This is a genomic window from Butyrivibrio sp. NC2007 (assembly GCF_000421405.1).
GTDB lineage: Bacteria > Bacillota > Clostridia > Lachnospirales > Lachnospiraceae > Butyrivibrio.
Map to the genome: position 1 here is coordinate 54,449 of NZ_ATWY01000003.1, position 21,109 is coordinate 75,557.

General features: G+C 44.6%; 20 protein-coding genes. 4 read left to right on the top strand and 16 right to left on the bottom strand.

The features are described 5' to 3' along the window. The first annotated feature begins 16 nt into the window (after positions 1 to 16). Positions 17 to 256 carry a GIY-YIG nuclease family protein gene (locus G632_RS0103140; RefSeq protein WP_022767579.1) on the top strand — a complete coding sequence of 80 codons (240 nt, stop codon included), beginning with the start codon at positions 17 to 19 and terminating at the stop codon, positions 254 to 256. Between the two features lie 83 nt (positions 257 to 339). On the opposite strand, the gene G632_RS18690 is transcribed toward G632_RS0103140, so the two are convergent. The 5 genes from G632_RS18690 to G632_RS0103165 form a co-directional block, all read right to left on the bottom strand. Next, positions 340 to 726, bottom strand: a complete 387-nt coding sequence (locus G632_RS18690; RefSeq protein ID WP_022767580.1) for a DUF1284 domain-containing protein — start codon at positions 724 to 726, stop codon at positions 340 to 342. Between the two features lie 72 nt (positions 727 to 798). Beyond that, complete coding sequence (locus tag G632_RS0103150) at positions 799 to 2,202, bottom strand: MATE family efflux transporter (protein WP_022767581.1); 1,404 nt, start codon at positions 2,200 to 2,202, stop codon at positions 799 to 801. 118 nt (positions 2,203 to 2,320) lie between these two features. Next, a complete protein-coding gene (locus tag G632_RS0103155) occupies positions 2,321 to 3,478 on the bottom strand; it encodes an acyltransferase family protein (RefSeq protein ID WP_022767582.1) in 1,158 nt (385 codons plus the stop codon). Between the two features lie 63 nt (positions 3,479 to 3,541). Beyond that, positions 3,542 to 4,102, bottom strand: a complete 561-nt coding sequence (locus G632_RS0103160) for an NAD(P)H-dependent oxidoreductase (protein ID WP_035781963.1) — start codon at positions 4,100 to 4,102, stop codon at positions 3,542 to 3,544. Between the two features lie 102 nt (positions 4,103 to 4,204). Beyond that, positions 4,205 to 4,987, bottom strand: a complete 783-nt coding sequence (locus tag G632_RS0103165) for a histidine phosphatase family protein (RefSeq protein WP_022767584.1) — start codon at positions 4,985 to 4,987, stop codon at positions 4,205 to 4,207. A 250-nt stretch (positions 4,988 to 5,237) separates the two neighbouring features. On the opposite strand from G632_RS0103165, the gene G632_RS0103170 reads away from it, so the two are divergent. Continuing rightward, the gene (locus G632_RS0103170) at positions 5,238 to 5,459 is read left to right on the top strand and encodes a hypothetical protein (RefSeq protein WP_022767585.1); all 222 of its coding nucleotides are present in this window, start codon (positions 5,238 to 5,240) and stop codon (positions 5,457 to 5,459) included. Between the two features lie 72 nt (positions 5,460 to 5,531). Here the strand turns inward: G632_RS0103170 and G632_RS18695 are convergent, their stop codons facing one another. The 4 genes from G632_RS18695 to G632_RS0103190 all read right to left on the bottom strand — a co-directional run bounded on the left by G632_RS18695 (position 5,532) and on the right by G632_RS0103190 (position 10,891). After that, positions 5,532 to 7,703 (bottom strand): glycosyl hydrolase, encoded by a 2,172-nt coding sequence (locus G632_RS18695; protein ID WP_022767586.1) that lies wholly within the window; start codon positions 7,701 to 7,703, stop codon positions 5,532 to 5,534. Between the two features lie 16 nt (positions 7,704 to 7,719). Continuing rightward, positions 7,720 to 8,556, bottom strand: coding sequence for a carbohydrate ABC transporter permease (locus G632_RS0103180; protein ID WP_022767587.1), 837 nt, complete (start codon positions 8,554 to 8,556; stop codon positions 7,720 to 7,722). After that, a complete protein-coding gene (locus tag G632_RS0103185; RefSeq protein ID WP_051154851.1) occupies positions 8,556 to 9,455 on the bottom strand; it encodes a carbohydrate ABC transporter permease in 900 nt (299 codons plus the stop codon). The genes G632_RS0103180 and G632_RS0103185 overlap by 1 nt, the downstream gene beginning before the upstream one ends. Positions 9,456 to 9,535: 80 nt before the next feature. Next, on the bottom strand, positions 9,536 to 10,891 hold the full coding sequence (locus G632_RS0103190) for an ABC transporter substrate-binding protein (RefSeq protein ID WP_022767588.1): 1,356 nt from the start codon (positions 10,889 to 10,891) through the stop codon (positions 9,536 to 9,538). A gap of 115 nt (positions 10,892 to 11,006) precedes the next feature. On the opposite strand from G632_RS0103190, the gene G632_RS0103195 reads away from it, so the two are divergent. Continuing rightward, complete coding sequence (locus tag G632_RS0103195; RefSeq protein WP_196802264.1) at positions 11,007 to 12,758, top strand: cache domain-containing sensor histidine kinase; 1,752 nt, start codon at positions 11,007 to 11,009, stop codon at positions 12,756 to 12,758. Beyond that, positions 12,751 to 14,307 (top strand): response regulator, encoded by a 1,557-nt coding sequence (locus G632_RS0103200; protein WP_022767590.1) that lies wholly within the window; start codon positions 12,751 to 12,753, stop codon positions 14,305 to 14,307. The genes G632_RS0103195 and G632_RS0103200 overlap by 8 nt, the downstream gene beginning before the upstream one ends. Before the next feature lie 10 nt (positions 14,308 to 14,317). On the opposite strand, the gene aat is transcribed toward G632_RS0103200, so the two are convergent. From aat to G632_RS0103235, 7 genes are all read right to left on the bottom strand, one after another. After that, complete coding sequence (gene aat, locus G632_RS0103205; protein WP_022767591.1) at positions 14,318 to 14,977, bottom strand: leucyl/phenylalanyl-tRNA--protein transferase; 660 nt, start codon at positions 14,975 to 14,977, stop codon at positions 14,318 to 14,320. A 6-nt stretch (positions 14,978 to 14,983) separates the two neighbouring features. After that, on the bottom strand, positions 14,984 to 17,212 hold the full coding sequence (locus tag G632_RS0103210) for an AAA family ATPase (RefSeq protein ID WP_022767592.1): 2,229 nt from the start codon (positions 17,210 to 17,212) through the stop codon (positions 14,984 to 14,986). A 1-nt stretch (position 17,213) separates the two neighbouring features. After that, a complete protein-coding gene (locus G632_RS0103215) occupies positions 17,214 to 17,513 on the bottom strand; it encodes an ATP-dependent Clp protease adaptor ClpS (RefSeq protein WP_022767593.1) in 300 nt (99 codons plus the stop codon). A gap of 35 nt (positions 17,514 to 17,548) precedes the next feature. Next, on the bottom strand, positions 17,549 to 18,277 hold the full coding sequence (locus G632_RS0103220) for a DUF134 domain-containing protein (protein WP_022767594.1): 729 nt from the start codon (positions 18,275 to 18,277) through the stop codon (positions 17,549 to 17,551). Between the two features lie 75 nt (positions 18,278 to 18,352). Continuing rightward, entirely contained in the window at positions 18,353 to 19,588 is a 1,236-nt protein-coding gene (locus G632_RS0103225; RefSeq protein WP_022767595.1) for a glycerate kinase type-2 family protein, read from the bottom strand. A 14-nt stretch (positions 19,589 to 19,602) separates the two neighbouring features. Beyond that, positions 19,603 to 19,971: a hypothetical protein gene (locus tag G632_RS0103230; protein ID WP_022767596.1), complete on the bottom strand. Its 369-nt coding sequence runs from the start codon at positions 19,969 to 19,971 to the stop codon at positions 19,603 to 19,605. 97 nt (positions 19,972 to 20,068) lie between these two features. After that, positions 20,069 to 21,106, bottom strand: coding sequence for a HAMP domain-containing sensor histidine kinase (locus G632_RS0103235; RefSeq protein ID WP_022767597.1), 1,038 nt, complete (start codon positions 21,104 to 21,106; stop codon positions 20,069 to 20,071). Between the last annotated feature and the right edge of the window lie 3 nt (positions 21,107 to 21,109).

Below are 21,109 nucleotides of genomic sequence, written 5' to 3' on the forward strand. Positions count from 1 at the left end.
CTGCTATAATCAGCCTATGAAACACTATGCTTATATCGTGGAATGCGCAGACGGCACCTACTACTGCGGATACACCAATGATCTGGAAAAGAGAATAGAAACACACAACCGGGGCAAAGGCGCTAAATACACAAAGCCTCGGCTCCCGGTTGTATTGGTTTATTTTGAAGAATTTGAAACTAAGGAAGAAGCCATGAGTCGCGAGTGGCACCTAAAACAGCTCACCCACGCCCAGAAGCAGGCTCTTATAAAATGAGTCAACGGGGACGTTTCACTTTGACTCATTTTGAGTCACTGGGGACGTTTCACTTTGTCTCATTTTGAGTCACTGGGGACGTTTCAGTTTGACTCATTTTCCTTCGGTCTGCAGATATAGTCCCAGCTACAGTCTCCGCATATGCTGCTCCGAAGCCCCTTGTATATAATCTCTGACCTAACTAGCTGCGTGAATTTGGCAAAAGAGATTTCTTCTCCCTCTACCAGATTGCATGCCTTAAGCACTTCCTCGTCGTATCTTGTTACTTTCTCAAGGGTAGTGCAACTTCCCTCGTCATTGTTAGGGCAATTTGCGCACACAACGTCCGTTGCTACGATTAGCCTGATTTTCTGCGAAGGGTCTTTTCCCAATTGCGCAATCACCCGGCCCATATGGTCCGTGAAATCCTCGCTATAACCCTTACCTTCATAAAACTGAAAGCACATACCATGATGTGGCCTAAGTTCCATAACAATCTCCCTGTTTGTGTAGCTTTTTCAAGATTGTATTATAGCACTTATGCGCGTTGGCGGGACATTTCTTCAGGCTGCTTCCTCGGCCTTTACAAACTGCAGAGAGCTCTCCTCTTTCTCTTTTAGCTCCTTGAGCATAATTGCGGACATGACGATAACTGCAATCATAGAGCCGATATCTGCGATTGGTGCGGAGTACAGCGCACCTTCAACTCCGAAGAACATAGGAAGTACGATTGCCAGCGGAACACTCAACACAAATTCCCTGAGAAGTGAAAGTCCCATGGACATAACCGGTTTGCCCAGCGCCTGAAGGAAGACACTAACTGACTTCTGAATGCATGTAAGTACGATCATCGACAGGAAAAGTCTGAATGAAAGCACTGCAAACTCGTTGTAGAGGCCGTCTTCGCTTCCGAAGATTGCTGTGATCTGGAGCGGAAATGCCTCGAAGAGGATAAGCGCCACAAGTCCGACAATTGCCTCAGCTTTTACTATAGTTAAAAAGAGCTCTCGAACCCTCTTATACTCTCCGGCGCCATAGTTATAGCCGATTACAGGCTGTGAGCCGGCTGCAATGCCGATGCATATTGAAACCACGATCTGGAACACTTTCATAACGATTCCAACAACTGTAAGCGGAATGTCTGCGCCGTACTTACTCATTGCGCCGTATTTTACAAGGATATTGTTCATAACGCCCATGATGACCACGATTGAGATCTGAGTAAGGAAACTGCTGATTCCAAGAGGCAGGAACTTACCAATAATATCAAGGGATGGCATAAAACTTCTAAGCCCAAGCTTAACGGACTTCGCCTTTGTAAGATAAACAAGTCCGCAAATTGCAGTAACAATCTGACCTGTGATAGTTGCAAGTGCTGCACCTCTCATGCCCCAGCCAAGCGCGAAGATAGCAACCGGATCAAGGATAACGTTGATGATACATCCAAGAAGTGTTGTGATCATCGCAAATTTGGGACTTCCGTCTGCCCTGATAATTGAATTAAGGCCATTTCCGACAACAAAAAATGGAATGCCCATAATAATGAAGTTAAAATACTCACTGGCGTAGGCAAAGTTGTTCTCAGTTGCGCCAAACGCAAGCAGAATCTGTGATTTGAATATTGCAAAAAGAGCTGTCATCACAATTCCGATAACACCAAGAAGCGTCAGCGCATTTCCCACGCTCTTATTAGCGCTCTTAAGGTCCTTTTTGCCCTGACAAAGGCTCAAAAATGCAGCACAGCCATCGCCAATCATAAGAGCTACAGCCAAAGAGATGACAGTTATCGGGAAAACAACGTTGGTTGCGCCATTTCCAAGGTAACCGATTCCTCTTCCGATAAATATCTGGTCCACAATGTTATAAAGTGCGGATACCAGTAGAGACATAATACAAGGAATAGAAAACTTCAAAAGAAGCTTGCCGATCTTCTCTTCTGCAAGATATCTGTTTGTGTTCTGATTCATAAAAACCTCCATAAAAAAATACGCATGCGAAGGTCTTCACTTTCACACGCGTACAGTTACAACCAGGCTGTCTACAATCTCTTTGCAGACAACCAAATATTCATTTCTAAACTTCAGTTTAAAATTTTACCGATTTTAATGGCCTCATGTAATAGTCATGTTTCACAAACATTTTTCGATTTTCTAAAAAGTCATGCGCAGAATTTCTTCTTTTAACAAGGCGGATCAATTCTATTATTCCTATACTGCCAAGTAAAACCAAAATTCCCACAGGAATGATCAATGCTACATCGATTCTGACATCTCCTACGAGAACCAGAATCGCCTGAACATAAGGAATTATCATCCACTGCGCCAGATAGATTGAACCAAGATTCTCACCCAGATATGAAACAGCCTTATTTACCGGCTCAATTTTGATCTTTACAGATAAAAAGTAGTACACAGGAAGCACAGCCATAATGACTAGCGAAGTAAACAAATAATGCAGTAATGACTGAGAATAATAAACTCTGCCCGACAGCATAAACATAGTTCTAAGATCGAATCCCAAAGCAGTATAAATAATGGAAAAAGCTACCGCTCCCAAAATTCCTATTGGGAAAATTCTAAGATAAAACCTGCTCTTATCCGTTGTTCTTAACAGGAAATAGCCAAAGATCATGCCAAACACAGGATAAAAAATCCATCTAAACAGCGGAAAGGTTGTAACATAGTTGGTTTCAAAGAAAAGTCCAAATAAATACTGGAGCCATGATCCTGAAAAATCAAGCTCAGAGAGCTGTCCTCCAAGTACTGAAAGGGCCAGAGAAATCACCAGCATTACCGGCAGACTAATCCTTAATTTTTTCATGAGAGCGATTGTAAGAAATGCCATTCCCGCAAACTGCAAGATACTTACAAGGAAAAGAGAATCAGCAAGAGTCCAATTGATCGTATAACCAAGCGCTAAGGCTATTGCAACAAGAATGGTCCCTTTAAAAAAGCTCAGAAGATATCCATTTCTAAGCAGGTTAAAGGCTCTTTTTACCATTTGGAGCGGAGCACTGTTATTTGAATACATTATTCCAACACCCATACAGAACATAAATAACGGCGCTGTAAGAGGGCCGGCAACAAACTCCAATATAATTCTGAAAGCATCTGTGGGAACAACTTCAATATCAACTATGCTGAGCTGTTCATAGACATGCACGCAGATCATGGCAACTATTGCCAAAGACTTGCCCCAATCCAGCTCTTCTTGCCTTCCAACGTTGACTACTTCCTTATTCATAACATTTTCTCCTCGTCATTTATACCGTAAGACAAGGATATCAGTCTGAATATCACACGTTTATCACAGAATTTCTTCCTCAGCAGCTTTCATAATGGCATCCACATCAGCGCCGTAAATATCAAGGCCAACAGCCTCAATCTTCCTGACATCCTGAATTCCGTAGTAGTTCTGTGCCAGGGCCTTAACATATCCGAATCCGTATTCATCAGGCGCGAAGTCGCCTCCGGCGGTTGTCACGTAAAAGACCTTTTCCGCCTTGCAAAGTCCTACAGGAATGCCCTTTTCATTGTATTTAAAGGTTACACCCAGAACATTTATCTGCTCAAAGTACTGCTTGAGCGATGCAGGAAAAGACAAATCCCAGTAAGGCGCAGCTATAACAATGGTTTCAGCTTCCGCAAACTGCCTAGCAAGATCACAGACAGGGTTTGCGAAGTCTTCGGCGGCTATAATGGCATCTCTCATCTTGAGAAATGCATCATCTACTACCGGAAAAGAAATTTCTTCAAGCTTTACTTCATCATATGGCTGCCCTATCTTATCAAGTAGCTTGTGAGCCAGCCTAAGCGTCCTTGAATCACTACGTACACATGCATTAACAAAAAGAATCTTCCTACTCATCATCATTTCCTCACTTTTTGAGTCACCGGGGACGTTTCAGTTTGTCTCATTTTGAGTCACCGGGGACGTTTCACTTTGTCTCATTTTGACTCACCCAATGACTCAGTGCCTCTCATTCTCGTTTTCAAATCTCTCACAGAATCTCGCAGAAAAAGATGGTTCTTCATTACCTACAGTCAAATGTGTAATATCACCAATTCTCAGTGTCCTGAAGATCGCAATTCCCTTCTCCCTTTCTTCTGTCACGATTTCTGTAAGCGATGTCGGAGCCATAGCAAGAAACTGCATCGGAATAAATGGCGATACATTCCAAAGTCTCGATAACAAAACGCATGTTATTCCAAAATGGCAGAAGAATGCTAGCACTTTTTCATTCCCGCCATTAACTTTATATACATTTTCATTCCTCTCATAGCCCTGCTTTTTCAGAAACTCATCGAAGCATTCGATCACATGATCATAGATCTCCAAAATATTCGATGCCTTTGCCACCTCGCTATCACGCCAGGCCTTGGCACCAAAAACTTCCGGATGCTCCGCAAAATAAGAGGGCATCATATCCCAGACAATACGTTTCTCATAAGTCCCATCACTGCCTACCTTAAGCTCGTTCTTATAAGCCCCTCTCGTCTCCGGATCCGCTTTATTTGCATCAAAATATGCCGGAAACTCCTGAAGCCAGTCCAAAACCTCTGCTTCCACCCCCAGCTCTTTTAACGAATAATCAGCTGTAGCTCTCGCTCTGCCAAGGGGCGAAACATACGCCTCATCAATCCCATAACTCTTAATCTGCTTAGCAAGGAGCTCAGCCTCAACCTTACCTTTGTCTGTCAGGCCATCAATCTCATAATTGGGATCGCCGTGCCTAAAAATCAGTATTCTCATAGTCTGTCACCTCATACCTATTCTATTATATATTTTGTTTTGAGTCATTGGGGACGTTTCACTTTGTCTCATTTTGAGACAAAATGAAACGTCCCCGGTGTCTCAAAATGAGTCAAAGTGAAACGTCCCCGGTGACTCACAAATCACGAAAAACCGATTTTATACTTTTTTTATTTATCAGCCACAAAACAAACATATTAAGTTTGTAGAATGTTCATTGTGAGTAAAAACACAAAAGGGGATTACTAATATGAACAGACTTGAAGCAGCAATTGCTGAATTCGTAGGAAATTACACCAGAAGGCGCGGATATCCGCCCACAGTGGAGGAGCTTATTTTGAACTTTGGCACCTTTAAGATCATGGTTGCCATGTTCTATGTGCTTAACCTCTACAGAATAGGGATGATCAGAAACTCCCTGTTCTTCGGCGTTGGAGATCTCAAGCTGATCCCGGTACGAGTTAAAAACTAAATACAGAACAACTAAATAAAGTGCCTCCGCTGATAAAAACACAGCGCGAGGCACTTTTCATTATGATCCAGCTCACATGCCGGCAACTACAACAATTCCATGCGTATTCGGAAGTGTCAGGTCAAAGAACCAGTCATCTCCATCCACGGTAAAGTCCGAAACCTCTCGCACTTCGCCGCTCAGCGTATCGCAAATCACGGGCTTTGTAAGGCTCCTTACTCTCACCCGGATCTCCTCTAACTCTTTTCCATAATTCATAAACAATGTTCTACGCTCATCGCCTGCAACGTAGGTGTTAAACATAACTCCGGAAATATCTTCCCCGGTATGTACATAAGGATCTATCAGATAATCTCCATAGGACATATGATTATTGATCGTTCTTTTCGTTCCGCTGATTATCTCAACATCCCGTGCGATTGCTTCCCCGACAATTTCTGCAATATTACTGATCTCATCCCCGGATATCACAGTGCACTTTCCTCGGATTTCCTCAAATATCTCCTGCACCCCGGCATCTTCTGCGGTACTTACACCCATCTCCGGAATCTCCTCAACGCAAATAATACGTCCGCCGCCGATAGCAAAGTCCTTAACAATACGCGCAGCCGAAAGCGGAAGAACCTTGCAATACGGTAGTATCAGAACGCTAAATCTCTGACCTGTAAGTCTATTCTCAATCGCCCCCTTCTCAGCTACAAAGTTCTCACATGCATCCCTATGAAGCACCTCAAAATCCATGTTTTCACACAGAAGTGTATTCATGAGAATCTGTTCACCCTGATCAATCCTGCGCGCCCTTTCACTTCTATGTACAGGCCCTGAAATAAACGCATGTGTAAAAAGATTATCCGGCTGATAATCCAGCAAAAAGCTGTCCAGCGGATGGAAGACCAGAATATGCGCATCATTATAACCATCAGTCAAAGCATAGTGAAGCCTCCTGGTCATGCGATTAGCTTCTGCCATCCTGTCAAACCCTTTCCACTGGAAGAACTGAGATGGTGGCCAGTCGTTCTTTCGCTCACCTCTGTCTGAGTAAAAGAATCCATGGTTTATTATGGTCTGCATTCCCATTTGGAACATCCAGGTTATCATCCTGATATACTCCTCATAGGTCATATCCCAGCCACATCCGGCAAAAACCTCCACAGCCGTGCGTTCTTTTCCATAGGAGTGCGCAGCACTTGATGCAAACTTGATATTAAGGCTCCCAATGCCCTTTCCAAGGTGATCAGCACCGGCAACGTCCATGTAGCGATATTGCCTTAGATAATCACCGCTGTACCTGGCATGCCCATAAATTGACTCCTCTCCCAAAAGGTGCGCAAAGAGTTTAAGCCTGTGTTCATTACACCATTTCCTGATCACTTCAAAATAGTTCTTTCCGTACATTTCAGCGATCAGATTGTAATAGTCTATCCGAAGTCTCCCTGCTCTCTCACCCTCGAGCGGAAGCAAATACAGGCACTCCATAATGTCATACCCGTAAGTCTCTTTAAACAGCTCAGGAATTCTCTTGTCCCACACAAACGCATGGCTCATGCGGGTTTCATCATTGAAAACGGTTGTTATTGTATTCCCAAAACAGTCACCATAGCGCTCAGCATACAGCTCATAGGTTGACTTAAGGAAAGCCTCCGTCGCCTCTTTATTTATATAGCTTATTTCCTCATCACCGCCGTTATCATAGCTGCGGATCTGCACGCGAACTATATAACAGACAGCATCGCGATCGGATTTAAAGCAGAGCTCCGGACCAAACAGATAATTCTCTTCAAATGGCGCCAGGTCAATCAGATCTCCACTCTCCTTATCCACTATATAAAGAGCCAGTGCAAACATTCTCTGCGCCTTGAACACCGAACCTGCCGGAATCTCATGAGTTTCAAAAACCAGGTAATGCTCCCTGAAATCCTCATTCCTTGTAAGACTCCTTCCACAGGTTCCTGCCGGCCAGTCTATTTCGTCATACAGCCACATGGGTTCACCGGACTCTTTTTTGTAGTCCACTACAGTCTTTATGTGGTCAAACCACTCATCGTCCAAATATCCGCCGATGAACCCCTCTCCCCCATTTGTTCTGGCATGAGGATTACAGCTTTTTACGCCCACTTCACTCATGAGGCGCAGCTGTCTTACAAGTTCCTCATTCTCCAGCTTGTCATTCCAGAACCACAGCGGACACTGGGCTTCATCCAGGCCCCTTACTGATTCCGGGTTTTTCCAAATTTCTCGATCCATAAAAGACCTCTTTTCATCATCCCTTTACAGCTCCGGCAGCAATTCCGTTTACAAACTGCTTCTGAAGCAGCATGAATACTACAACTAGCGGTAATGCACACAAAACACAGGACGCAAACAGCACGTTCCACTGCGCCGGATTCTCTTTATCCCCAAGGAACTGTATCATTCCAACCGGTAGCGAGTAGTGCGCCCTCTTGGACACAAAGACCATCGGGAAGAAATAATCGTTCCAGATCCAAAGACCCTGTGTGATCACGCAAGAAACCGTCGCAGGCTTAAGCAGCGGAAATACCACTTTGAAATATCTAGTCCAAAGACTCGCGCCCTCCATATACGCAACTTCCTCAATTTCAACAGGAACGCCCTTCATGAATCCTGTGAAAAGAAATGTCGAAAATGGCAGTGAACATGTGATAAACATGATCATCGGAGTAAATCTTGAATTCGGAATATTAAGCCTGCCAAAAACCTGAGCTACAGGCACAATTACCATCTGTGCCGGAATTACAAGTCCTGCGATAAAGAAATAATACAGGAAACGACTGCTCTTTCTCTTAATTCGTGCAATTGGATACGAAGCCATAGTCGCAATGAGAACAATCACAATTACAGAACCTGCGGTAGTGATCAAACTGTTCGCAAACTCAGTCATAAAGCCCATCTTGGTAAAGGCAGTGCGATAGCTCTCAGGAGAGAATTCAATAAAGAGCTTCAACGGAGAGGTCATGTTCTCAGGCTTTCTAAAAGAGCTTGAAAGGACGATAACAAGAGGCGAAATGGATACCACGCTATATATGATCAAAAACAGATACGCTGCTATGGTACCGGCCTTTAATTTTCCATTCTTCATTACAGTTCCACCTCCCGTTTGTTCATAAATATCAGCATTCCTATGGTAATCGCGATAATGAGCACAAACGAAACAACGCTGTATGCGCTTGCTTTACCCATCATCTGATTGTTGAATGCTGTCTGGAATATTACAAACATGAGGGTCTGTGTAGATTTTCCCGGGCCTCCGTTTGTCATGATAAACGCATAGTCGAAGGCCTTAAGACCACCAATGATGCTCAGTACAACATTTATAGTTATAGTCGCCGAGATAAGAGGAAGCTTGATCTTCCTGATAAGCTCCCACTCGGAAGCACCGTCTATCTTACCTGCTTCAACAAGGCTCTCATCTATTGTCTGAAGGCCTGCAAGGTAGATGATCATAGTTGTTCCGACATTCTTCCATATATCAACTATGATAATTCCGTACAGAGCCCCTTTGAAATTTCCAATCAGGTTAAAAGAGCTTCCGTCAAGCCCGACAGCGTCCATAACAGACGAGATCATACCTGACCCCGGCATATAGACGTAAGACCAGATAAAGCCTACTACTATCGCACTGAACAGCGCCGGAATATAACATATTGTTCTGAAAAGACCTTTGACCTTAATGCTCAGATTTAGAAGAAGGGCCAGGACAAGTCCCAGCACGTTGGTACACAGTACATTGACAACCGTATATATCAGCGTATTCTTAGTGGCATTAACGAGTGAGCCATCCTCCAGAATTCGCTTAAAGTTCTTTATCCCAACAAAATCGTAGTTATAGTCAATACCGTTAAAGTTTGTAACACTGTAAAAGAACATCTGAAGAACCGGATAAACCCAAAAAACCAGAAACAGCAAAAGCGCCGGCACAACAAATAAGTACATACGATCTGGCATGACCAAAGATGCGCCACGTAATTTTTTTCTCATTACTATCCTCTTTCCTTTTTAAAAAAGTGCCGTAAACAGGAGATATACGGCACTTTTTCTTTATTTTTTGCAAGATGTGATTACTGATCCAGCAATTCCTCAAGCTTATTCTGCATTCCGTTTGTGATATCGGGAACTGTAGTGCCCTGTCCGCCGATCATGCTTCCGAACAATGCTTCCATCTCGTTCTCTGTTCCTGCAGGCCAAGCCTGATTGCACCAGTACCATGCCTTGCCCTGGTTGTAGAGGTTCATGAACTCATCATACATAGGGTCGTTCTGGTCTGCGCCATATCCATAAGTGATAAGAACGTTTCCTGTGCTTGCAAATGCCTGATATACAGGAGACTCACCGTCAAACCAGTAATTGAGGATTGCCTTAACTTCGTCAGGGTGCTTGGTTCCTGAGTATACTGCCGGTCCGCCGCCAGGAGCCATTGAAGCGTATGTATCACCATTTACTGCAGGAAGAGGGAAATATCCTCTCTCAAAGTCAACAGCGCCTGCTGCGCAAAGAGCTGAAGCATTAAATGAGCCATCGAAGGTCATGGCAGCTTCTCCGTCAACAAACATCTGGATACTCTGTGCTGCGCCAAGTCCAAGTGAAGAATCAATAACGTAGCCTTTTTCATAGAGTTCACCATACATTGAGAGAACCTTGTCCCATGTTCCCTCATCAGTGAAGTGTGTCTCACCTGTGCGGAGCTGGTCATCATAATTGCCGTTCTGAGGATAGATCTCATTTGCTGCGATCTGATAAAGACCAAACTGCATTACATAAGCATCTTTATCTCCCATTACGATTGGCTGAATACCGGCATTCTTGAGAACTTCACAACAATTAAGGAACTCATCCCAGGTCTTGGGAACTGTCAGGTTGTTGTCTTCAAACATCTTCTTGTTGTAATAAGTTCCAAGGATTGAAACGCCCTGTGCTACGCCGTAAACCTTGCCGTCATAGCTGAATGCTTCCTTAGCTGCATCACCGGCTTTATCAAGGAACTCAAGATCTGAAATATCCAGAAGATATCCTGCCTTGGCAAGCTCGATTACAGAATTGGATCCTGCGTATTTGGGCTGAACCAAAATGATGTCAGGACACTCACCTGATGCAAGCTTTGTTTTAAGTGCTGTGTAATACTGATCATCAGGAAGCTTGGTTACTTCAAGGTCAATATTAGGAAACTTCTCTTTTACCAGTTTGGGAAGAACCTCTGTCTCAAAATCCCCCTCAGTTGCAACACCTGAGAACATCATTGTCAGAGTGATCTGCTCATCACTACTTGCATTATCCGAAGTATCAGCCTTTGCAGTCTCGGTAGTCTGCTGAGTAGCTGCTCCGCTATCAGAAGTTGCAGGTTCAGCGCTGCCACAGCCGGTAATAAGTGTTCCCAGCATGCTGCAGGCAAGTAACAGTGAAATCATTTTCTTTTTCATATCACACCTCCGTTCTTTTGTAGTTTCATATTATCATTTCGATAGTGTACATATTCGCAGACATATAGTATACTTATTTTGGATTTTGAGTTCACTGCAATTATGGAGTATTAATATGAAACTACGAATGAGATTCTTTCTAATATATTTTCTATGCTCTCTGCTTATGCTCTTTGGCGCTATGCAGTACTTTATGTACAGGTACACCCTTGTCAGTACCGAGAAAGCCAATCAGATGCTTGAAAACACAATGTACTCTGCCACTGCCCAGGTGGAAAATATGGTGGGAGCCATTACCAACGCCACCTACCTCTTTCAGGCAAACGGTACAACTTCAGGAAGCATCATAGATGAGCTGCAGAAATATAAAGATATGAACTATGACATGTCCTACTATGATCTTTATACCAGCAGACAGAACATCAAGTACATCTGCCAGACACTCCTTATTTCCAACCCCAATATCAACGGAATCTTCGTTATACTGGCTAACAATCAGACCCTTGGCTGGAGCAACGGAATCGATTTTGACTACAAATACAAACCTGCCGAGGATGATTGGTACAAGGAAACTTTAGACCTCCACGGACGCCTTTATATAAGTGATCTATCCAAAAAAGACTTCTTCCTGGGCGCAGGGGAATCAGTCTTTTTCGCAAAAGCGCTTCATAACATCTATACCAATGACTATCTGGGAACCGTGCTTATAGACTGCTCTCCTGAAATCTTTGACCTGAGTTCTGTAAACATGCTGCCTTCAGATATCTACATTTCACTGACTGACGCTGATAACCCGGACAGCATCTACTACGCCAATACAAAAACTCCTATCAGAAAAGAGCAGTTTGAAGACGATCCACTCTTCATATCAAAGGACATACTCAATGGCAATTTTACCATGAATGTAGCCATGAATCACGATTACTTCGCTGACAACGTAAACAGCGCAACCAGGCAGATGTACCTCGTTGCAATGGCAATCATGGCGGTTCTGGCGCTTGTATATATACCTCTCCTTAACGGAGTTATCAAGCCGATCAGAAAGCTCACCAATCACATGCATGCCACACACTTCAGACAACCTGCCAACATGCCCAAATACAGCAAGCGCAGCGATGAGATTGGTCTGATGTACAGGGAATACGACGCAGTTGTTAAATCGCTTAATGAATATATCCGCAAAGACTATCAGAACAAGCTGGCCACGATGGATGCTCAAATGCGTGCCTTGGAAGCGCAGATTGACGCGCATTTCCTCTTTAACACGCTGGAAACCATCAACAGTATTGCTGAAATTGAAGAGGTTGAGCCTATACAGACCATCTCCATGGCTCTGGCCAACATGTTCCGCTACAGCATCAAGACACAGAGTGAACTGGTTCCACTGAAGGACGAGATCAACCACATTAAAAATTACATATCCATTCAGAATATCCGCTACGACAATCGCTTTACTGTAGATATTCAAATTCCGGAAGAGACGCTGAATGAACGTGTCCTAAAGCTCATTCTTCAGCCTGTTATTGAAAACTCCATCAACCACGGCTTTAAGCGCTGCCAGATCAGGGGCAAGATCCTTATTGAAGCTTATACCGACGATCTAAACCTCTACATCCGTATCTCTGACGACGGCGTCGGTATGAATGAAACTCAGCTCGAGAAACTGAAGAACCTTCTTAATTCCAAGCCCGCTGTTGAAGAACTTGGAAAAAGAGTTTATGAAAGCATCGGCATAAAGAACATCAATTCACGTATCCAGCTCTACTACGGAACCATGTACGGATTAGATGTAGACAGTGTAGAGAACGAAGGCACAACTGCGCTGATAACAGTACCTCGCAAACAGGAAAGGAAACAAAATGTATAACTATATAGTAGTTGACGATGAACCACTTACTAGAAAGGGCACAATTAAAAAGCTCTCCTCTCTTGGGGATAAGATAACCTGTGTCGGAGAAGCCGGAAACGGCCTTGAAGGACTCGATCTTATTGAAAAAGCTCATCCCGACATAATCATCACTGACATGAACATGCCAGAGCTTGACGGAACCATGTTCCTTATGGAGATCAGGAAAAGACTGCCTCTCATCCCCATCATTGTGATAAGCGGTTATAAGGATTTCGAGTATGCCCAGAGCGCCATCAAATCCAATGCCTGCAAGTACATCTTAAAACCTTTTTCCAAGGAAGAGATAATCGATGCAGTAAACGAGGCCATTGAATCAATAGAAAAAGAACAGGCACAAACAGACTATATCAGCAGAATCTCGGAGGAACACGAGAACATCAAGCTTCAATATGATCTGGATGCCATGTCCTCTATAATCATGGGATACCAGGTGGATGATAAGGCCTTTTACTCCTTGCGCATCATGAATTTCCTAAAGGCTGATGAGTCCTATTATCTCATGCTCATCTCATCGGAAACGATGCTTTCCGAGGCCACAATAAATGACTTCATAACCGAAAACGAGATGGCTGATATGTGCATCCTTATACCTCAGCCCAACAATAACTGCCTGAACACGCTGATCTGCCGCATATCACAGGAACTTCCGGGAGATGGCAAACCCTTCATAAACAAGATTGCCTCCTCCTTTATTCAGTATGTTGAGGAATTGCATGGAGCTCTTTCTATCGGAATCAGCGCAGCTCACAATTCGCTGAGCGATCTTAGAAGCGCATATCTTGAAGCCGGAGAAGCTCTTAATTCAATTACCTTCGACACAGAGAACAACTTCTATTTCTACAGTCCCTTCCGCCCCGCCACATCGAGGCTGAACTGGCCTATGGAAGAGGAGTTCCTGTTCAGGGTAGAAAACGGAGAAACTGCGCCTGTATTGAATCTTCTATACAATTTATTTGAGGAGATCCGTGCTATGGAAGGTGTAGCCCTTGGAGATGCCAAGGAATACTGCACCTATCTTATAGGAGAGGGAAAAGAGATATTAAGGAATGTCATGCCTATAAAGCAGAATGGTTCAGGCAACTCCAACGCTATTATGGAGACCATTTTCTCTTTTGCCGAGCTAAAAAAATTCATGACAATCTTTTTTACCAACATCCCAAATGCCATTTCATCGCAGAAAAAAGAGGATAATGAGGATGTAATAGAAAAGATCAAAGACTATATAGACAAAAAATACTATAACCCGCTCAACCTGGACTTCATAGCAGGACTCTTTTACATGAATCCCAGCTATATCAGCCATCTGTTCAAAACCAGAACCGGCGAGACCTTTAGCAATTATCTGACAGATGTGCGAATCGCCAAGGCCAAATATATGCTCAAATCCACGGCCAAGAAGCCCTATCAGATTGCCAAACAGGTGGGTTATGACAATGAAAAATACTTCTTCCGGATTTTCAAAAAAGAAACCGGAATGACTCCCGAGGAATATCGAAAACTGGAGTAATTCCGGTTATTTAAGATTTTGTTGTTCCTTTTTTCACCAGCTCCATGTAGTCTGAATAGCTGATACTCTCTCCTCCCATACTCTCAAGATGATCCGTGTGGAACTGACAATCAATCAGCAGATACCCATTCTCAGCGAGTATCTGCGCAAGCCCTATCAGTGCTATCTTGGAGCCGTTCTCCATATCCGAGTACATGCTCTCGCCAAAAAAGCATTTGCCCAGATTTACGCCATACAATCCCCCGGCCAGTTCCCCGTCAATATATGCTTCAACACTGAGCGCAAGTCCCCGGGATGCAAGCTGCGCGTAGGCTTTTTCCATATCAGTTGTTATCCATGTCCCTTCCTCGGTGGACTCTCTCTTTTCCCTGCACCGGTGCATGGTGTGGGAGAAATCCCGATTCAGTTCTACCCGGACCTCATGCTTTCTCATGAATTTCTTCATGGAGTGCGAAACATGGATGTTCTCCGGCCTTATGATATACCTCTCCTTCGGGCACCACCACAAAATGGGATCACCCTCGTTGTACCAGGGGAAAATCCCATTGGAATAGGCCAGCACAAGCCTTTCTACCGACAGATCTCCGCCGATTGCCAAAAGTCCGTCCTCCCTTGCAAGCGTGGGCAGAGGAAAAGATATTTCTTTGTCATCAAGTTTGTAAACAGGCATTACGGATCACTTCCTCGCGGTTTTCGAAGACTCTATCGAAAATTCTTTGCCCTTGGCTGAAAGCTTGATCTTTCCGCCGTTTTTCAGCTTTCCAAACAAAATCTCATCAACAAACAGCGGTTTTACGTCGTTTCTGATTATCCTGTCAATCTCTCTTGCGCCAAACTCCTGGCTGATGCCCTTTTCCTTCAAAAGATCTTTTGCCTTCTTATCAGCAGAAAGAGTGATCTTCTTAGCCAGTAGCTGCTCCGAGAGCTCTTTTAACTTCTTATCCACAACTCTTGTGGCCATGTCATCGTCCATGCTGTTAAAGACAACGACCTTGCTGAGCCTGTTCCTGAACTCGGGCTGGAAGGTGTTCTTGACTGCCTCAGTGAGGACGCTCTCATCCATGTTGGTGCTGATAAAGCCTATTCCGCTCTTACCGAGCCTGTTAGCGCCGGCATTCGAGGTCATGATGATCAGAACATTCCTGAAATCAGCCTTTCTGCCCTGGTTATCCGTCAGAGTCGCATAGTCCATCACCTGCAAAAGCACGTTGTAGATGTCGGGGTGGGCCTTCTCGATCTCGTCGAGAAGCAGCACACATGAAGGATTCTTCCTGATCGCCTCAGTCAAAATTCCGCCTTCCTCATAGCCAACGTATCCTGCCGGTGAACCGATAAGCTTAGCAACAGCGTGTTTCTCGCCGTACTCACTCATATCGAAGCGGATTAGCTTAACGCCCAGCTCCTCGGAAAGGGTCCTTGCAATCTCAGTCTTGCCGACACCCGTAGGTCCCACAAACAGAAGGCTCGCAAGAGGCTTGCCATCCTCGATAAGCCCGGCCTTTGAGAACTTCACGGCATTCACCACCTGGCTGATAGCCTCGTCCTGGCCGAATATCTTAGTCTTTATGCGCTTCTCAAGAGTCTCAAGACCTGCAGCATCGTCAGTATCCACAGTCTCAATGGGCACTCTGCATACACCCGTAAGAATCTCGTTAATAACGTCCTTGTCCACGGTCTGAACCTTCTTGTTCTGTGGATGGAGCTTCCTGTAGGAACCGGCCTCGTCAATCAGATCGATGGCCTTATCCGGCAGAAAACGCTCATTTATATACTTCGCGCTCATCTTAACGGCGTATTCCATTATGCCCTTGGCATACTTAACGCCGTGATACTTCTCGTACTTGGCCTTAAGGCCATTCAGTATTTCAACTGTCTCTTCCTCTGTAGGCTCCTTGATCTCAACGTTCTGGAACCTTCTGACCAGTGACTTGTTCTTTTCAAAGTATTTCTTGTATTCCTCGAAGGTCGTAGCCCCGATGAATCTGATATGGCCGTCGGTCAGATATGGCTTTAGCATGTTTGATGCATCAAAAGAGCCTTCTCCTACCGCACCTGCACCGGAGAGATTATGGATCTCGTCGATGTAGATTATGGGCTTCTCCTCTTTTCCGATCTCTGAGAGGACCTTCTTGAATCTCTTTTCAAAGTCGCCCCTGTACTGGGTTCCGGCCAGCATACCTCCAAGGTCCAGAGAAAAGACCTTTGCGCCCTTAATGGCATCCGGAACATCGCCTGTTTTCAGGCGTTCCACAAGCCCATAAGTAATGGCAGTCTTACCGACGCCGGTTTCTCCGATGTGGAGCGGGTTATTTTTATCTTTCCTGCAGAGGATCTGAATGGTTCTCTCAAGCTCTTTTTCACGCCCGATAAGAGGATTGACGTCTTTTAACGTATCATTAAGACATGGGGCAAAGAGGCTTATTCCGGCCTTGTCCTCTTTTGCTTTGATACTGCCGTCGACATCCTCGGAAATCTCTTCATTATCTGATTCGATGATCGCCATCTCCTGAAGCACGTCGGCTTCGCTAATGTCCTGCTGTTCCATGTAATAGACAGCGTAGCTGTTCTCCAGGTTCCAGATGGCATGCACCAGGTGGCGAACGTGGATCTTGTCACAGCCGCTGCTGTAGGCACTCTGGCCTGCAAAGCTGATGACAAAGTTCGTCCCGATGGAAAGCTCAGGCTGGCCATTCTCAGATTTATCCACATATTCTGCGATATATTTCCTGAGGTTGCCATCAAGCATCCCCAGATCTCCGCCGCACTCCTTAAAAGCCTCAGCGAAGGTATCATCATCAAGGATCATCAGAAGGACGATCTCGGGAGTCACATATTCATACTGATTTTCTGCGGCAAAAGCAACAGCTTTCTGGAAAACCAAAGACGCTTCTTTTGAAAGATCCATATTATGCCTCCTCAACTGTCATTCTGAAGGGAAATCCCTCTTTTTTGGCTCTGGCAAGGGCTTTGTTGACCCTTGTAACAGCTATGTCATAAGGGTATCTTCCCACAACTGCCTGTCCGTTTTTGTGAACACCCAGCATTATGGCCTCAGCACTGACGGGATCCTTATGGAAAATGTCCACAAGAACAGAAACGACAAAATCCATGGTGGTGAAATCGTCGTTTATCATGATCACGTTATACTGCCTGGGCTCTTTGATCCTGCTATAGGTCTTTTCCTTAGTCTGGCTTCCTGTCGCCATGTCTTTTCCTGCCTCCTGATGTTAAGGCGTATCAGTTAGTGATGGCATCCACCGTGTCCGCAAGACTCGCCTTCTGCATGCTCGTGGCCGTGGTGGTCGCAGTTAGCTTCGCTGCTGGCTTCCAGAGTTCCTGCAATAAGAGCATCAACTGCAGCATCTGTGCTTCCGCTAACGCCTGCATAGAGCTTTATTCCTGCTTCCTCAAGGGCACGCTGTGCGCCTCCGCCGATTCCGCCGCAGATAAGTGTATCAACCTTGGCGATATTAAGGATTCCTGCAAGAGCGCCACATCCTTCACCGTTTGTGCCAAGGATCTTGGAATCTACAACCTTGCCATCTTCTATATCATAAACCTTAAACTCTTCTGTTCTTCCAAAATGTCCAAAAACATTCCCTTTATCATATGTTACCGCTACTCTCATCATCTTGTCTCCTTTTTTCTTCATACTTACTTTTAATCCATTTCTCTCACTGTCAATTTCGATGTTGCCACCGGCTATACGAAGTCTCTTACCCTCCACAATAGCGCTGATCATCTTTTTCCTGGCGCTCTCATACATGGCTGTCACAGTTGTCCTCGCAACACCCATTCTCACTGCGCATGCCTCCTGATTGAGTCCCTCATGATCAAGAAGCCTTATGGTCTCATATTCATCGAGAGAAAGCACAATGGTATCCAGCTCATCCGTGTCCGCATCTTCAGGGATAAAGCTGTAATGGTCAGGGAAATTCCAGATTTTTCTGCACTTTGTAGCTCTTGGCATAATTTTCCTCCATTAATCTAAATTGACATATGTCAGTTTGAATATACAACTCATTCTGACATATGTCAAATATTATCAACCTATCAGCGCCACCGAGAAATCATTTACGTTGGTGCCCGTAGGGCCGGTTTTGATGAGGCCGTCACAAGCATCCAATATATGATAACAATCGTTATTCTCAAACATCTGATCAAATCTGGCAAAAGAGATCCTATCACCTTCAAAACTCTTCATTGTATCTCCGTCGACATAGCCCCCGGCTGCATCGGTAGGGCCATCGGTTCCATCGGATCCGACGCTGAAAACAGCTACATTCTCAAGCCCTGAAATCACCTTGGCTGCGCCACAGGCTATCTCCTGGTTTCGCCCGCCAAGGCCTGTTCCCTTAAGGTGTACAACCGTCTCGCCACCCAGAATATACGCAATTTTCTCGCCGTCGCATGCATGAGAATAAGTTATTTCTCCAAGGATTTTCCCAACTTCTCTGGCTTCTCCCATCGCTCTGTCTGTCAAATAGACCGTCCTGTATCCCAGTTCCTCACAGCATTTTCCGGCGGCCTTACACAGCTCTTTTACACTACCGATCACGACGTTGGTCGCGTTGCTGATTTCCTTTGGCGTCTCAACTTCCAGGAGCTTCTCAGCCTCCTCGGAGAGCCTTATCCCATATTTCTTCACTATTTCTTTTGCCATTTCACAGGTACTGCCATCCGGTACAGTGGGCCCCGAAGCGATCATATCCAGCGGATCTCCCACAATATCCGAGAGAATTATGCTGTAAACCTTTGAAGGATCTGCAATCTCTGCAAATCGCCCTCCCTTGACTCCGGAGAGTCTTTTCCTGATGGTATTTATCTCATTTATATCTGCTCCACAAGCTAAAAGCTGTCCTGTTATATCCTGAAGCTCTGACAGATCCACCAAAGGCTTTTCAAATAGCGCACTTCCGCCTCCTGATAAAAGAAACAGTACCGTATCCTCGGAAGTCAGACCAGCCACCATTTCCAGCACCTTCTCGGTGGCCTTTATGCTGTTTTCATCGAGCACAGGATGTCCGGCCTCATAGCACTCTATATCGGCAAGCTCGCCCTTAACATGCCCATACTTGGTGATCACTATGCCCTTCTCATACGAAACATGCTCCGAAGCTGCCTTCGCCATACTATAAGCCGCCTTTCCGACAGCAACAATATAGATGTTCCCTGTCAGTTCCGCATCCTCCAGCGCGCGCACCACCGCTTCTTCCGGCATAACAGCGCCAATCGCATGCTTTATGATCTTATCCGCATCGCTTCTGAGCTTATAATTCATTTCTTCCCCATCTTTTACTGAATCTGATCAGCAAGTTCCAAAACCTTTGCTGCCACTTTGTCTCTGTCTGCTTTTGTAACCTTTTTGTAAATAGGATACGCAGCGCCAAGCACTGCCATTCCTATGATTCCTATAATAATGCCGGGTATCAGAAAAAGCACCTCACCCACCAGCGCCATGCTCATACCAATTCCAAGAATAAGTGTACCAAGGATACCGATAGCCATGGAGTATATCTGTCCTCTTCTCTCAGCCTGTCTGTCCAGAGCTTTGAGCTGTTCGAACTTATCCTCTTCAGGATTCTCATATTTTCTCCTGATGGCTTCAACCTCTTTTGCCTTATCAGCGCTGTAGTTGTACTCAAAAGTATTGTTTTCGTTCATTTTTATTTCCTCCGTTTATTTGTTTGTTTTTGCTTTCTATGGTCTTAATTATATGGAGGAAGTATTTTTGTTTTGTTTCGCTATTGTTTCTGTTTTATTAAAAAGACACTGTGAAAGCAGTTCCTTTTCCAAGCTCACTTTTCACTGTGATCTCTGCTCCGCAGATGTCGATGACTCTTTTAACAAGTGCAAGGCCCAGGCCATTTCCCTTAGTAGCATGCGAGGTATCTCCCTGATAGAACTTGTCAAAAATATGCTTTCCGGTCTCCTCTGAAATACCACAGCCGCTATCTGAAACCTCAACCCGAATATGGCCCTCAACACTGTGTGCTGTGACCTTTACTGTGCCTCCTTCATCGGTAAACTTGAATGCATTTGATAGCAGATTGTTCCAGACCAGTGATAGAAGCTCTTTATCCGCAGTTATCTGAAGGCCATCATCGATATCAGTATCGAGTTCGATGTTCTTTTTCTCCCAGATATCTTCAAATCCCACAATGCACTCTGCAAGCTGCTCGCCGAGATCATAGGTCGCTTTTTCCGGATAAATCTGCTGGTTTTCCAGCTTGTTAAGCTTAAGTATATTTGTGATCAGCTCCGAAAGCCTCCCGGTCGCATCCGAAATCGCCTTTGCATATTCAAGTCTCTTTTCCTCGGAAAGGTCCTTCGCCTGAAGCATCGTGCTGTAATTTCCGATGACAGACAGCGGAGTCTTGATCTCATGGGACACATTTGACACAAAATCAGTCCTGAGAGTCTCAATGCCGGACAGTTCCTGCGCCATCTTATTGATGTTCTCTGCAATCATGTCAAACTCGTTTCTCCCCGGAATCACAGATACGTCCTCTGCTCTTGCCTTGAAGTTTCCTTTTGCAAGTTCCTCCGTGGCCGCCAGGATCTTTTTTACAGGGTTCTCTATCATAAGCTTTCTCTGTACGCCGTCTATTATGCAAAAGATGAGGCTTAAAAAGAGAATGTTAAGAAATGTCAGGATCGCGTTTTCCTGTATCTGCTCTTTCGTGAAATCAAAAGACCTGAGGAATAAATAAAAGCTACAGGTTACCACAAAACATATCAGAACAAAAAATATGATATATCTTTTTAGCGAAAAAATGCTTCCGGTCTTCTTTTCCATAAA